This window comes from Bradyrhizobium sp. 170 (genome assembly GCF_023101085.1).
In the GTDB taxonomy this organism is placed as follows: domain Bacteria; phylum Pseudomonadota; class Alphaproteobacteria; order Rhizobiales; family Xanthobacteraceae; genus Bradyrhizobium.
In genome coordinates this window covers 8978579-8992165 of sequence record NZ_CP064703.1, presented here as the reverse complement: position 1 = coordinate 8992165, position 13587 = coordinate 8978579, and the positions used below count along the sequence as shown (strand labels likewise).

The 13587-nt window shown below is 63.9% G+C and carries 11 protein-coding genes; 5 read left to right on the top strand and 6 right to left on the bottom strand.

Annotated elements, in window-relative coordinates:
* Positions 1 to 101 precede the first annotated feature (101 nt).
* On the top strand, positions 102 to 1103 hold the full coding sequence (locus tag IVB05_RS42395) for an adenosine kinase (protein WP_247782110.1): 1002 nt from the start codon (positions 102 to 104) through the stop codon (positions 1101 to 1103).
* Between the two features lie 151 nt (positions 1104 to 1254).
* Here IVB05_RS42395 and IVB05_RS42390 read toward each other — a convergent pair whose 3' ends face one another.
* Together IVB05_RS42390 and IVB05_RS42385 are read right to left on the bottom strand one after the other, a co-directional pair.
* On the bottom strand, positions 1255 to 2949 hold the full coding sequence (locus tag IVB05_RS42390) for an AMP-binding protein (RefSeq protein ID WP_247782109.1): 1695 nt from the start codon (positions 2947 to 2949) through the stop codon (positions 1255 to 1257).
* Positions 2950 to 3054: 105 nt separating this feature from the next.
* Entirely contained in the window at positions 3055 to 4242 is a 1188-nt protein-coding gene (locus tag IVB05_RS42385; RefSeq protein ID WP_247782108.1) for a serine hydrolase domain-containing protein, read from the bottom strand.
* Positions 4243 to 4596: 354 nt separating this feature from the next.
* Here IVB05_RS42385 and IVB05_RS42380 point away from each other — a divergent pair, with 354 nt between their 5' ends.
* The gene (locus IVB05_RS42380; protein ID WP_247782107.1) at positions 4597 to 4917 is read left to right on the top strand and encodes a hypothetical protein; all 321 of its coding nucleotides are present in this window, start codon (positions 4597 to 4599) and stop codon (positions 4915 to 4917) included.
* Positions 4918 to 5020: 103 nt separating this feature from the next.
* A complete protein-coding gene (locus tag IVB05_RS42375) occupies positions 5021 to 6514 on the top strand; it encodes an NAD-dependent succinate-semialdehyde dehydrogenase (RefSeq protein WP_247782106.1) in 1494 nt (497 codons plus the stop codon).
* A 112-nt stretch (positions 6515 to 6626) separates the two neighbouring features.
* On the opposite strand, the gene IVB05_RS42370 is transcribed toward IVB05_RS42375, so the two are convergent.
* The 4 genes from IVB05_RS42370 to IVB05_RS42355 form a co-directional block, all read right to left on the bottom strand.
* Entirely contained in the window at positions 6627 to 8825 is a 2199-nt protein-coding gene (locus IVB05_RS42370; RefSeq protein ID WP_247782105.1) for a SulP family inorganic anion transporter, read from the bottom strand.
* Between the two features lie 113 nt (positions 8826 to 8938).
* A complete protein-coding gene (locus IVB05_RS42365; RefSeq protein ID WP_247782104.1) occupies positions 8939 to 9745 on the bottom strand; it encodes a crotonase/enoyl-CoA hydratase family protein in 807 nt (268 codons plus the stop codon).
* A 170-nt stretch (positions 9746 to 9915) separates the two neighbouring features.
* Positions 9916 to 10830, bottom strand: coding sequence for a phosphoribosylaminoimidazolesuccinocarboxamide synthase (locus IVB05_RS42360; protein ID WP_247782103.1), 915 nt, complete (start codon positions 10828 to 10830; stop codon positions 9916 to 9918).
* A 69-nt stretch (positions 10831 to 10899) separates the two neighbouring features.
* Positions 10900 to 11817 (bottom strand): pirin family protein, encoded by a 918-nt coding sequence (locus IVB05_RS42355; protein ID WP_247782102.1) that lies wholly within the window; start codon positions 11815 to 11817, stop codon positions 10900 to 10902.
* 86 nt (positions 11818 to 11903) lie between these two features.
* On the opposite strand from IVB05_RS42355, the gene IVB05_RS42350 reads away from it, so the two are divergent.
* Together IVB05_RS42350 and IVB05_RS42345 are read left to right on the top strand one after the other, a co-directional pair.
* Positions 11904 to 12473 carry a GNAT family N-acetyltransferase gene (locus IVB05_RS42350; protein WP_247782101.1) on the top strand — a complete coding sequence of 190 codons (570 nt, stop codon included), beginning with the start codon at positions 11904 to 11906 and terminating at the stop codon, positions 12471 to 12473.
* Positions 12473 to 13531: a helix-turn-helix domain-containing protein gene (locus IVB05_RS42345; protein WP_247782100.1), complete on the top strand. Its 1059-nt coding sequence runs from the start codon at positions 12473 to 12475 to the stop codon at positions 13529 to 13531. The genes IVB05_RS42350 and IVB05_RS42345 overlap by 1 nt, the downstream gene beginning before the upstream one ends.
* Positions 13532 to 13587 lie beyond the last annotated feature (56 nt).

Genomic DNA, 13587 nt, shown 5'->3' with positions numbered 1-13587 from the left:
CCCGTAGGCAGCCTTGCTGGCGCGGGGCCGATCTGGTAGGCCGCAGCCTTCTTGGCCGCGCTCGGCTTCTTCGCGCAAACAGCCGTAAACAGGACGGATGGATGACTGACGCAAAATACGACGTTCTCGGGATCGGCAATGCGATTTTCGACGTGCTGGTGCAGACCGACGAGGGTTTTCTCGCCCGCCACGGCATGACCAAGGGCGGCATGGCGCTGATCGACGAGGCCAGAGCGGCCGCGATCTACAAGGAGATGGGCCCGGCGACCGAGATGAGCGGCGGCTCCGGGGCCAACACCATCGTCGGCCTTGCCAGCTTCGGCGCCCGCGCGGCCTTCATCGGCAAGGTCAAGAACGACCAGATCGGCTCTCTCTACACCCATGACATCCGCGCCGCCGGCGCAGCCTTCGAGACGAAGGCGGCGGAAAGCGGCCCCGCCACCGGCTGCTCCTACATCCTGGTGACGCCGGACGGCGAGCGCACCATGAACACCTATCTCGGCGCCGCGCAGGATCTCAATCCATCGGACATCGATGAAGCGCAGATCGCGGCGTCACGCATCGTCTATCTCGAAGGCTATCTCTGGGATCCGGCGAATGCCAAGGAAGCCTTCGTCAAGGCCGCAGGCATCGCCCACGGCGCCGGCCGCCAGGTGGCGCTGACGCTGTCGGATTCCTTCTGCGTCGATCGTTACCGTGACGAGTTCCTCGATCTGATGCGCAAGGGCACCGTCGATCTCGTGTTCGCCAACGAGGCCGAACTGCATTCGCTGTACCAGACCTCGGATTTCGAGGGCGCGCTGAAGCAATTGTGCGCGGATACCAGGCTCGCCGTCGTCACCCGCAGCGAAAAGGGCTGCGTGGTGGCCTCATCCGACGGCATCACCGCGGTCCCCGCGTTCCCGATCGAAAAACTCGTCGACACCACCGGCGCCGGCGACCTGTTCGCCGCCGGCTTCCTGTTCGGCCTCGTCCGCAATGCCGGTTATGAAAATGCCGGACGCTTAGGGGCGCTGGCGGCGGCGGAGGTGATCCAGCACATCGGCGCAAGGCCGCAGGTGTCGCTGAAGGAGCTGGCGGGGCAGAACGGGCTGCCGGTGTGAGTTGCTAACCTCGCCCCGCTTGCGGGGAGAGGTCGGCGCGAAGCGCCGGGTGAGGGGGAGTCTCCGCGTACTCTCATCGTTCGAATTTGCGGAGGGAGCCCCCTCACCCCGACCCTCTCCCCGCGAAGAGCGGGGCGAGGGAGAAGAGGCCTCACGCCGTCTTCGCCGCCTTCAATCCCAGCTTCGCTTCCACCGCTTCCCGCATCAGGAACTTCTGGATCTTTCCCGTCACCGTCATCGGAAACTCATCGACGAATTCGACGTAGCGCGGGATCTTGTTGTGGGCGATCTGGCCTTGGCAGAAGGCGCGGACGTCGTCGGCGGTGAGCGTTTCGCCGGGCCGGGTGCGGATCCAGGCGCAGAGTTCTTCGCCGTAGCGATCGTCGGCGACGCCAAAGATCTGCACGTCCTGGATTTTGGGATGGCGATAGAGGAATTCCTCGATCTCTCTGGGATAGAGGTTTTCGCCGCCGCGGATCACCATGTCCTTGATGCGGCCGACGATGTTGCAATAGCCCTCGGCATCGATGATCGCGATGTCGCCGGTGTGCATCCACCCCTGCGCGTCGAGCACGTCGGCGGTCTTTTCAGATTCGTCCCAATAGCCCAGCATCACGCTGTAGCCGCGGGTGCAGAGTTCGCCGCGTTCGCCGCGCGGCACCACGCGCCCCTCGAGATCGACGACCTTGACCTCGACATGCGGATGGATGCGCCCGACGGTCGAGACGCGTCGTTCCAGCGGATCGTCGGTCGAACTCTGGAAACTCACCGGCGAGGTTTCGGTCATGCCATAGGCGATGGTGACTTCGCCCATGTTCATCTCGTTGTTGACGCGCTTCATCACCTCGATCGGGCAGGGCGCGCCCGCCATGATGCCGGTGCGCAGCGATTTCAGGTTGAAGCGCGCAAACTCGGGATGATCGAGTTCGGCGATGAACATGGTCGGCACGCCGTAGAGCGCGGTGCATTTTTCGCGCTCGATGGTTTGCAGCGTCGCCAGCGGATCAAAGCCTTCGCCGGGATAGACCATCGTCGCGCCGAGCGTGACGGAGGCGAGGTTGCCCATCACCATGCCAAAGCAGTGATAGAGCGGCACGGGAATGCAGATGCGGTCCTGTTCCGTCAGCCGCATCGCGCGGCCGACGAAATAGCCGTTGTTGAGGATGTTGTGATGCGTCAGCGTCACGCCCTTCGGCGATCCCGTGGTGCCGCTGGTGAATTGAATATTGACCGCATCGTCGAACTGCAGCGTCCTGGCGAGTTCGGCAAGCTGTTCACGGTGCCGTGCGTCGCCCATTTTAGCCACGTCGTCGAAGGCGATGGTGCCCGGACATTTGGGCCCGCCGATCTGGATCACCGCGCGCAGTTGCGGCAGCTGCGCCGCCTGCAATTCGCCCGGCTGCGACGCCGCGAGCTCCGGCAGCAGCGTGTTCAGCATCTCCATATAGTTGGAGGTCTTGAAGGCGGTCGCGGTGACGATCGCGGCGCAGCCGACTTTTGCCAGCGCGAATTCGAGTTCGCTCAAACGGTAGGCGGGATTGATGGTGACGAGAATGAGTCCCGCTTTCGCAGCGGCGAATTGCGTCAGCGTCCATTCCGGGCGATTGAGCGACCACACCCCGATCCGCGCGCCGCGTTCGAGGTCGAGCGCAAGAAAGCCCGCCGCCAGCGCGTCGACGCGTTGGGCAAATTCTTTCCAGGTCCAGCGCACGTCATGGCTTGGCGAAACCAGCGCCTCGCGCTCGCCCCAGCGCGCGGCGGCCTGATCGAGGCAGCGTCCGATGGTGTCGCCGAGCAGCGGCGCGTCGGAAATGCCGCAGACGTAGCTGTCGATGGTGTCGGTCAAGACGGGTTCTCCAGAAATAAGATCAAGTATCAAAGAAGAAATGCACCGAGGTATCAGCCGCGCCCTCCCCCGCAAGGGAGGAGGGAACGGAGATGCTGCGTTAAACTACGCCGCCTTCTGTCCGGCATCGAGCCCGGCATAAACCCCGCGCTCAAACCCCGCAAAGGCTTCCAGCGCCTTGCCATCGACGAACGGCAACAGCTGCATCAGGATCACGCCGGCGACGTTGCGCGCGGGGTCGATCCAGAAATAGGTGTTGGCGAGACCGGCCCAGGCGAGGCTGCCGGCGCTGCGGCCTTCAGCCGTCTTGGCGGTGGTGATCAGGAACGAGAGGCCCCACTTCTTCACGATATCCGGATAGAGATCGACATCGTTGGTGTACATGGGCGCCATCGTGGGCATCTTGCCGATGGTGAGATCGCCGATGTGGTTCTGGCCCATCAGCGCCACGGTCTCGGGCTTCAGCAACTGGTTGCCGTTGCCGCGGCCCTTGTTGAGGATCATCTGGGTGAACTTGATGTAGTCGGCTGCCGTGCCGTAGAGGCCGCCGCCACCCATGTGGAACTCCGGATTCTGTTCCAGCTCGAACGGGATCGGCGCCAGCGCGCCATCCTCGCCGCGCGCATGCATGCCGACCAGCCGCTGGCGCTGGGAGTCCGTGATCTTGAAGCCGATGTCGTTCATGCCGAGTGGCGCGAACATATGGTCGCGCAGGTAAGCGTCGAGCCGCTTGCCGCTCGCGGCTTCCACCGCCTTGCCGACGAAATCGATATTGATGCCATATTCCCAGCGCGTGCCGGGCTCGGACATGATCGGCCCCTTCAGCGCGGCGTTCTGGCAGCTGAAGATGTTCGGGGTTCCGGTCTTCTCCTGGTATTTCCCCATGTCGCCGTTCCACACGTCGTAGCAGAAGCCCGCAGTGTGGGTCATGAGGTGACGCAGCGTGATCGGCTTCGTGGCGGGACGCAGTTTTGGCTCGCCGCGGGCGTCAAAACCTTCCAGCACCTGCGGGTTGGCGAGATCGGGCAGCAGTTTGCCGATCGGCTCGTCGAGCGAGAGCTTGCCTTGTTCGACGAGCTGCATGCCCGCCGCGCTCGTGATGGCCTTGGTCATGGAGGCGATCCAGAACACGCTGTCGGCGGTCATCGGATCGTCCTTGCCGAGGTCGCGTTTGCCGAACGCGCCTTGATAAATCACCTCGCTGCCGGTCGCCGCCATCGCGACCACGCCGGGAATCTCCTTGGCCTCGCATTTCTGACGCAGAATCTGATCGATCTGGGCTTTGCTTTGCATGGGTCGCCTCCCGCTATGATTTTTATGGAGTGGCGCGATCTTCCTCCCGGCCGTGCGATCCCGCAAGCGGCCGCGGATGGGCACCGCCGATGTCGCGATGTCGTGATGGGCGAGCCGCGTGGGCAGCGGTGGCGCGGTATGGGCGGCACCAAACTGCAACACCTCGCCACAATCCGCGGTGGACGATCCGCTCGGTCGGTGACCGGCTTAACCATCCACGATAACGTGATTTCGCCATGATTCCCGTCGCCGATTTTTTGCAGTAAAGCATTCAGATTCCAGCACAAACGTTGCTCGTTGGCTGGCTCAATTGACGAAAAATGTCTTAATTTCCGCCTGTCGCGAAGGTGCGCAATGATTTCGACCTGGAGTGAATGGAAGCGCTATCCCCGTCCCGGGCGTGGCGAAAATATCGAGGCCCCGATCTCGCCCGGTATTTACGAGGTCCGCTACGCCGGCACCGGCGCGCTGCACTCGTTCGAGGCGGTCGATAACGTCGCCCAGGCTTTGGCGCTTTTGCCGATCGGTTCCAAATCCTGGTTCGGCCGCCGCGAGCCCGCCAAGCTGCCCGACCTCGAATACCGGACGTGCGCGACCTCCTCGAAGGCCGACGCCAAGGCCGCCGCGCAACGCATGATCGGCCGCCGCGAAACCTATATGAGCGGCGCGGCCTGACCTCAAAATTGGTTGACGCAGGGTTGCCTCAGCGGGCGGTGCATTGCTGCCGATACAGGCCTATACTCGGACCAATATCCCAAGAAAATCCGAGGAGTACGCCATGAACCCGCCCGTCGCCGCTCGCGCCCAAGCTTCCACCCCCTCGCTGCACGATCGCCTCAAGGATCCCTCGCTGCTGCGCGACCGCTGCTACATCGACGGCGCCTGGGTCGGCACGCCGTCGCGTCCGGTCACCAATCCGGTCAATGGCGTGGAGCTCGCAAAAGTGCCGGCCATGAGCACGGCCGAAGCCACGCAAGCCGTCGAAGCCGCCGAACGCGCCTTCCCGGCCTGGGCCAAGCTCACCGCCAAACAGCGCTCCAACATCCTGCGTAAGTGGTTCGACCTGATCATCGCCAACCGCGAGGACCTCGCGCTGATCCTGACGTCAGAGCAGGGCAAGCCGCTGGCCGAAGCGCTCGGTGAAGTCGATATCGGCGGCGCCTATGTCGAATTTTTCGCCGAGGAAGCCCGCCGCGTCTACGGCGAAACCATTCCGACGCAGCGGCCGGATGCGCGCCTGCTTGCGATCAAGCAGCCGATCGGCGTCTGCGGCGCCATCACGCCGTGGAATTTCCCCTGCTCGATGATCACCCGCAAAGTATCGCCGGCGCTCGCGGCCGGCTGCACGGTGGTCCTCAAGCCCGCCAATGAAACGCCGCTGACCGCGCTGGCGCTGGTCGCGCTCGCCGAAAAAGCCGGCGTGCCGAAGGGCGTGTTCAACATTCTCACCGGCAACTCGTCGGCGATCGGCAAGGTCTTGTGCGAACATCCCGCGGTGCGCTTCATAGGCTTCACCGGCTCAACCGAGGTCGGCAAGATCCTGTATCAGCAGGCCGCCGTCGGCGTGAAAAAGCTCGGCCTCGAGCTCGGCGGCAACGCGCCGTTCGTGGTGTTCGACGACGCCGATATCGATGCGGCGGTCGAAGGCGCCATCGTCTCGAAGTACCGCAACATGGGCCAGACCTGTGTCTGCGCCAACCGTCTCTACGCCCAGGACAAGATCTACGACCAGTTCGTCGAAAAACTCTCGAAGAAGGTCGCGGCAATGAAGATCGGCGACGGCACTGAAGCGGGCGTGGTGCAGGGCCCCCTGATCAACATGGAAGCGATCGACAAGGTCGAGAAGCACATTGCGGACGCGGTCAAGGGCGGCGCGAAAATCGTCACCGGCGGCAAGCGCCACGCGCTCGGCGGCAGCTTCTTCGAGCCGACGGTGCTTTCGAACGTGAAGCCGGACGCGCTGGTCGCGCATGAAGAAACGTTCGGTCCGCTGGCGCCGGTGTTCCGCTTTAAGGACGAGGCCGAAGTGATCGCGATGTGCAACAACTCGCCGTTCGGGCTCGCCTCCTACTTCTATTCCCGCGATCTCGGCCGCGTCTGGCGCGTTGCCGAAGCGCTGGAGTCCGGCATGGTGGGCGTCAACACCGGGCTGATCACGACGGAAGTGGCACCGTTCGGCGGCGTGAAGGAGTCGGGCCTTGGCCGCGAAGGCTCGCATCACGGCATGGAGGAATATGTCGAGATCAAATACGTGATGATGGCGGGGGTGTAGCTTTCACCCGTAGCCCGGATGGAGTCTCGTAGGGTGGGCAAAGCGAAGCGTGCCCACCGCCTTCGTCCGTACCAGACGTGGTGGGCACGCTGCGCTTTGCCCGCCCTACACTCTACCTTCGCAGCACCGCGATGGTGCGGTTCGCGAAGGAGAGCCGCTCCGCCATCACGGAGACAAAGTAAGTCAGGAGCTTTTGGCCCAACTCGGGGACATCGGTCTTGATTGCCTCGAATTGATGCGTGTTCAACACATAGAGCACGCTGGCGACCTCGGCCTGGATCGTCGCGCTGCGCGGCGCGTGCGAGACGAGGCCCATCTCGCCGATCGTGGTGTAGCGGCCGAGGCTGCGCACCCGCGTGGTGCGGCCATCGCCGGCCGGCACCATGATGCCGACGCGTCCGTCGAGAATGAAATGCATGGAATCGGCGGCATCGCCGGCGCGCACGATGATGTCGGCAGCCTCGACTTCGATGCGCTGGCAGCGGCGGATCAGCTCATCCGCGTCGTCCTCGCTGTCGAGGATCTGGGTGAACCATTCGCGCAGACTGGCCGCTTCCTGCGCGAGCCCCTGATGCTGCATGATGATCTCGTTCTCACACCATTCCAGCGCATGGTCGAGTTCGTCGATCGTGGTGACACCGTCCGTGACGAAGTCGCTCGAGCGCAGCACTTTATCGGCGGTGGCGGACAGATGCACCAACACCAGATGGACGCCGAGATCGTGCGCGCTGCGCTTGATCTGGGCAAAGCTGTACGCCGCCGACGAATCGATGCCGGTGACGAGCTTGAAGTCGAACAGCAGATAACGGCATTCCGGCTGATCCCGCAGCAGCGCCTTGACGTGCTGGTAGAGTCGGTTGGCGGAGCCGAAGAATAGATAGCTCTGCAGGTTCAGCCCCTGGATCTTGCCGCCATGGGCCAGCAACACTTTCTGGTCGTTGCGCGAGCGGTCCAGCGAGCTGCGATACTCCGATCCGTCAAAGCTGAATTTGATCGCCGCGATCCGCGCCGCGCTGAGCGCAAAGGTCGCGCAGCCGAAGATGATCCCGATCAGGATGCCCGGCACGAAGCCCCATTGAACGACGATCACGATGATCACCAGCAGCGACGCATATTCGGTCCTGGTCAGGCGCTTGCGCGACTCGATAATCCATTTGTGCAGTTGGTCCGCGCCCAGATAGAGCAGGAGCCCGCCAAGCACGAATTTTGGCATGTAGCCGAGCAGCTCGGGCGCAATCGCCAGCATCAGCAGCGAGAGGGCCGCGGCCGTCAGGCCGGACAGCCGGCCCCTGCCGCCGCTGCTGAAATTCAGGATGGTGCGGCTTACCGAAATGCAGCCGGCATAGCCGGCCAGCGCCCCGGCCAGGATATTGGCAAAGCCGGTGACGTTGAGTTCGCGTTCCAGATTGGCTTCGCGATGCGCCGCGATCTCGACGCCGGTGGTGTTGAACAGCGTACTGGCCGCTGTAACGAAGACCACTGCAATCAGATTGCCGAGCAGGTCCGGCACCGCGGTCCAGGGATAGTGGGCAAGCGCATCCGCATGCCAAGGCAGCATGAACGCCGACGGCGGCGGAGGCCCGAAGGTCCAGCCGGTCGCGCGGGCCTGTTCCGGCGAGATGCCGATGATCCAGAAGGCCAGATGCGCCACGATCACGCCGCCGATCAGGATGATCGGCAGGCCGAACGGGCCGCGCGAACGGTGCCAGGTCAAATACAGCACCAGCGCCATCGCGCAGGCTGCGGCCAGTTCCGATATTGTGACGGTATTGGCGAACTGAGGTAGCGAGCTGAATTGTGCCGGATGATCGGTGATCACGCGGATCGCGCCCAACACGATCAGAAGCCCGGTCGCGCCCAGGAAACCGCCGACGACGGGGTAGGGGACGTAGCGGATGGCGCGGCCCATCCGGGTCAGGCCGAGGCCGCACAGCACCGTGCCGGTGACGATGGTCGAGAGGCCGAGCGTGATCAGGACAGGCGTGAGCAGCGGCGCCGACGGATCGGCTGCGATGATGCGCTCGACCAGCGATGCGGCCAGAATTCCAGTCACTGCCGCGGTGGAACTGTCGGGGCCGGCGACCGCAAATGACAGGGAACTGCCAAGCGCGATGACGGTCGCAATCACGGCAGAGCTGATGAAGGTTGCCGCGATACCATAGGACAAATACGGCGACAGCGGCCCCGCGAAGATCAGCAACGCATAGGACAGGCCGAATGTAATGCCGAGGACGCTCGCCGCGCTCCCACCAAGAACATCATTAATGGCCCGCTTCGCCCGCGAGCCGAAATAACTTGATCGACTAATCACGCGAAAAAAGCCCCAAAATTCCGCACGTTAGTCGTAGACGAGGGCGGTGTGCGACGACAACAACAATCTTCGTGACAACCGGGCTCTCAAAGGACGTATATGGCTGCGCGGCGTCAATCGGTCCCCCTCTCGCCGCCGAACGCGCCGTGGCGTCCGACGCCGGAGGCAAACCGTGTCGCGCCCGACAGCGTTTCGCCCGATCCGATCACCTCCAGCCCGCCGCGCATCTCGTTGGCGATCGCCTCATCCTCGGAAAGATCCCATTGCCGCAGCGCCGACAGCCGGTCGGCGCGCAGGCATTTTTGCGGGAAGCGCGCGATCTCCCGCGCCAGCGCGATCGCCTGCGCAGTGGCCTCGCCCCGGCCGACGACGCGATTGGCCAGCCCCATGCGCAGCGCCTCCTGTGCGCCGACCGGCCGGCCGGTGAGAATCAGATCGATCGCCTGGGAATGGCCGATCAGCCGCGGCAGGCGGATGGTGCCGAGATCGATCAGCGGCACGCCGAAGCGGCGGCAGAAGATGCCAAAGGTGGCGTCCTCGGCAACCACGCGCATATCCGCCCACAGCGCCAGCTCCATCCCGCCGGCCACCGCAAATCCTTCCACTGCGGCAATCACCGGCTTTGATAGCCGCAGCCGGCTCGGCCCCATCGGCGCGATCGAATCGTGGCCGCCAAGCTCCCGCTTTTTGTTGGGATCGCCCGCCGCCACCGCCTTCAGGTCGGCGCCCGCGCAGAAATAACCGCCGGTGCCGGTGAACACGGCGACGGACGCGCTTTCGTCGGCATCGAACGCAAGAAAAGCATCATACAGTTTGCGCGCCGTCGCGCCGTCGACGGCGTTGCGGCAATGTGGGCGGTTAATGGAAACGACGGTGATGGGACCATCGCGTTCGACGAGCACTGTGTCGGTCTCGGTCATGGAGCGCTCCCTGTTGTTTTTCTGACGCGGATACTCGCATCAGATGACAGGCTGAAGCAATCCAGGAGTCGTCGCCGACGGCGCCGCACCGTCATTGCGAGCGAAGCGAAGCAATCGATCTATCCCCACGTTGAGGCATGGATTGCTTCGCTGCGCTCGCAATAACGGGGCTAGATTTGCAGCTCACTCCCCGTCACGCGCCGATACGCCTCGAGATACCGCTTGCTCGTCGCGTCCACCACGCTGTCCGGCAGCGGCGGGGGCGGGGCGTCGCCGTTCCAGCGGCCGGCGCGGCGCTCGGCGTCGAGATAGTCGCGCAGCGGCTGCTTGTCGAAGGAGGGTTGCGGCCGGCCGGGCTTGTAGACGTCGGCGGCCCAGAACCGCGAACTGTCAGGCGTCATCACCTCGTCGATCAGGATGATGCGGCCGTCCGCCGCGCGGCCGAACTCGAACTTGGTGTCGGCGATGATGATGCCCTGATGGCGGCTGATCCGCTCGCCGAAATTATAGACCGTGCGCGCCATGCTCTCGAGCTTCTCGGCGACGTCGTTGCCCAGCAGCTCGCGCACGCGCGCAATCGTGATGTTTTCGTCATGACCGGTCTCGGCCTTGGTGGCCGGGCTGAAGATCGGCGCGTCGAGCTTCTCGCTTTCGACGAGGCCATCTTTCAGCTCCTCGCCGGCCAGCGTGCCGGATGCCGAATACTCCTTCCAGGCCGAGCCGGAGATGTAGCCGCGGATCACGCATTCCACCGGGAATACGGTGGTGCGCCGGCACAGCATCGCGCGGCCGAGAATATCGTCGCGGTGATCTTTCAGCGAGGGTACCTTGCGGATGATCTCGTCGGCATCGGCGCTGATCATGTGATGCGGCACCACGCCTTCGAGCTGCCGGAACCACCACGCGCTGATCTGGGTCAGCACGGTGCCCTTCATCGGGATGGTCTCGGCCATCACGACGTCGAACGCGCTGATGCGGTCGGTGGTGAGCAGCAGCACGCGGTCGTCGCCGACGGCATAGATATCGCGCACCTTGCCGCGGCCGATCCGTGGCAGGGGCAAATCGCTGGCGAGCATCGCGTTCATCAGGTCGGGCTTTCGGTCAGGCGTCCTCGCGTAGGCGCGAGGGCGCAAATTGGAAAACGCAGCAATAGCTCACTCCGGCAGCGGAATGAACTCATGTTCCTGCGGGACAGCCGCAAACCGGCCGGTTTTCCAGTCCTGTTTGGCCTGCTCGATTCGCTCCTTGCTGGAGGAGACGAAATTCCACCAGATATGCCGCGGCCCCTCCAGCGCGTCGCCGCCCAGGAACATCATCCGTGTCGGCCGCACGGCTTTCACGGTGATGCGGTCGCCCGGCCGGAATATCAGGAGGCGCGGCCCCTCATAGCGCTCGCCTGCAATCTCGACCTCGCCATCGACCAGATAGATCGCGCGCTCCTCATGGTCAGGATCGAGCGGTACGCTGGTTTCGGCCTGCGCCGTCACTTCGGCATAGAACCACGGCGACACCATGCTGACCGGCGATTTCACGCCAAAGCCATTGCCGGCGATGATGCGCGCGGTGAAGCCGCTCTCCTTCACGGTCGGCAGCGCTTCGGCGGCATAGTGCTGGAACGACGGCGCGATCTCTTCCGAACCCGCCGGCAGCGCGATCCAGCTCTGCAGGCCCAGCATCTTCTGGCCGTCGCGGCGCTGCACGTCGGGCGTGCGTTCGGAATGCGCGATGCCGCGCCCGGCGGTCATCAGGTTCATCGCGCCGGGCTGGATCTCCTGGATGTTACCCTCGCTGTCGCGATGCATGATCGAGCCGTCGAACAGATAGGTCACGGTGGCAAGCCCGATATGCGGATGCGGGCGCACGTCCATGCCCTTGCCGGCGATGAACTGCATCGGCCCGAAATGATCGAAGAAGATGAAGGGCCCGACCATCTGCCGCTTGCCATGCGGCAGCGCGCGGCGCACCGCAAATCCATCGCCGAGATCGCGGGTGCGGGGCACGATGATGAGCTCGAGCGCATCGCAGGTTTTGGGATCGCCGAGCACGGGATCGTTGGAGGGTTGCCAGCTCATTTTCCTGCACTCCAAGTTTTGCCGCGAGCTTAGCATGCATTATAAGATGCGTCCTGTGACGCTCCCCGGAGGATGACAAAAGAGTGATGCCGTCGCTGAAGAAGGGTGCCACGCTGCCGCAGCCGGACTGGCCGGGGATCGAGACCGAGCGTCTCATCCTCCGGCAATGGCGCGCCTCGGACGTTACTGCGAACACAATGATGCTCGGCGATCCCCTCAGCGCGCGCTTCATTACCGCGGACCGCAAGCCTGTGACGGAGCCGATGGCCGGCTGGCGCAACGCCGCGATCATGGCGGGACATTGGGTGCTGCATGGCTTCGGCATGTTCGTGGTCGAAGAGAAGGCAAGCGGCACGTTCGTCGGACGCGTCGGCCCTTTCTATCCGCCGGTCTGGCCGGGGTTTGAGGTCGGCTGGGGTGTGGCAACGGAATTCCGTGGCAAGGGCTATGCCGTCGAAGCGGCGCGGGCCGCGATCGACTGGTCGTTTGCGACGTTCGAATTGGACAGGATCATCCACTGCATCGATCGCGAGAACACGGCCTCTCAAGCCGTAGCGCGGCGGCTCGGCGCGCAGCCGGAGGGCGAGACGATGTTACTCAGCCATGCCGTTGAATTATGGGTGACGCGGCGGGAGACGTGGAGCAGCCAAAATTGATGTCGCTTTTTGCCCTCGACCTTGCCTTGCGCGCCGGCACGGTGGCCCTGCTGCTGGTGCTGTCAGCATCGCTGTTGCGCGATTTTCGCAACGTCGTCACCGGGCGGCTGGCGATCGCGCTTGCGCTGGGCTCGGCCGCGCATGCCGTGACCTCAGGAATCGGCGCGACCACGCCGATTTCGGTCGCGCATGCGCCGCTGATCGCGCTGTCGACCGGCAATGTCGTGGTGCTCTGGCTGTTCACACGCGCGCTGTTCGATGATTCCATCAAATTGCGCTGGTGGCATGCATTGATCTGGGCGGCGGTGGCGGCGTTCAGCTTCGTCAATTGCATGTGGATCGCGCCCAGCGGCAACGCGCGGATTTCCATCATCGCGATCAATGTGCTCGCGCTCGGCTTTATTCTGCTCGCGGTCGGGCAAACACTCGCCTCCTGGTCGGCCGACCTCGTCGAAGGCCGCCGCCGCGCCCGGGTCTTCATCGTCGGCGCCGCGGCGCTTTACGGCTGCATGAACGCGATTTCGCAGATCGCGATCTCCAGCAATGGCGCCTCGGACGTCGCGAATGCCATCAACAGCGCTGTGCTGGTCCTGATCGTTGCCGCGATCAGCTATGCGATGATGCGCGTCGATGGCGCCGAACTGTTTGCGGCGCCTGCGGCCAACGTCGCGAGCGAGGCGGTCGCGGCGCAGGAGCAGGGCACGGCGGATCAAAAGCTGGTCGGCGCGCTGATGCGGTTGATGGCGGATGAGCGGATCTACCGGCACGACAATGTCAGCATCGGCACGCTGGCGACAAAACTTTCCATTCCCGAGTACAGATTGCGGCGGCTGATCAACCAGCGGCTCGGCTACCGCAATTTCAATGTCTTTCTCAACGAGCACCGGATCGCCGAAGCCAAGGCCGCGCTCGCCGATCCGAGCCAGGCCGAAGTGCCTGTGATTACGATTGCGATGGATGCCGGCTTCCAGTCGCTTGGGCCCTTCAATCGCGCCTTCAAGGCGACCACCGGCGTCACGCCGACCGAATATCGCCGGCTCAAGGCAACGGCGGCCTGATATTCATCCAATAGTTATTGTTGAATAATTCTGAAATCGGCGAGGTGCGTCGAGCT

Bases quoted from the DNA above. Each gene is read 5' to 3' on its own strand.
- IVB05_RS42395 (WP_247782110.1), top strand. From the start codon at position 102: ATGACTGACGCAAAATACGACGTTCTCGGGATCGGCAATGCGATTTTC.
- IVB05_RS42385 (WP_247782108.1), bottom strand. From the start codon at position 4,242: ATGCAAAGCAAAGCCCAGATCGATCAGATTCTGCGTCAGAAATGCGAG.
- IVB05_RS42380 (WP_247782107.1), top strand. From the start codon at position 4,597: ATGATTTCGACCTGGAGTGAATGGAAGCGCTATCCCCGTCCCGGGCGT.
- IVB05_RS42375 (WP_247782106.1), top strand. From the start codon at position 5,021: ATGAACCCGCCCGTCGCCGCTCGCGCCCAAGCTTCCACCCCCTCGCTG.
- IVB05_RS42365 (WP_247782104.1), bottom strand. From the start codon at position 9,745: ATGACCGAGACCGACACAGTGCTCGTCGAACGCGATGGTCCCATCACC.
- IVB05_RS42360 (WP_247782103.1), bottom strand. From the start codon at position 10,830: ATGAACGCGATGCTCGCCAGCGATTTGCCCCTGCCACGGATCGGCCGC.
- IVB05_RS42355 (WP_247782102.1), bottom strand. From the start codon at position 11,817: ATGAGCTGGCAACCCTCCAACGATCCCGTGCTCGGCGATCCCAAAACC.
- IVB05_RS42350 (WP_247782101.1), top strand. From the start codon at position 11,904: ATGCCGTCGCTGAAGAAGGGTGCCACGCTGCCGCAGCCGGACTGGCCG.
- IVB05_RS42345 (WP_247782100.1), top strand. From the start codon at position 12,473: ATGTCGCTTTTTGCCCTCGACCTTGCCTTGCGCGCCGGCACGGTGGCC.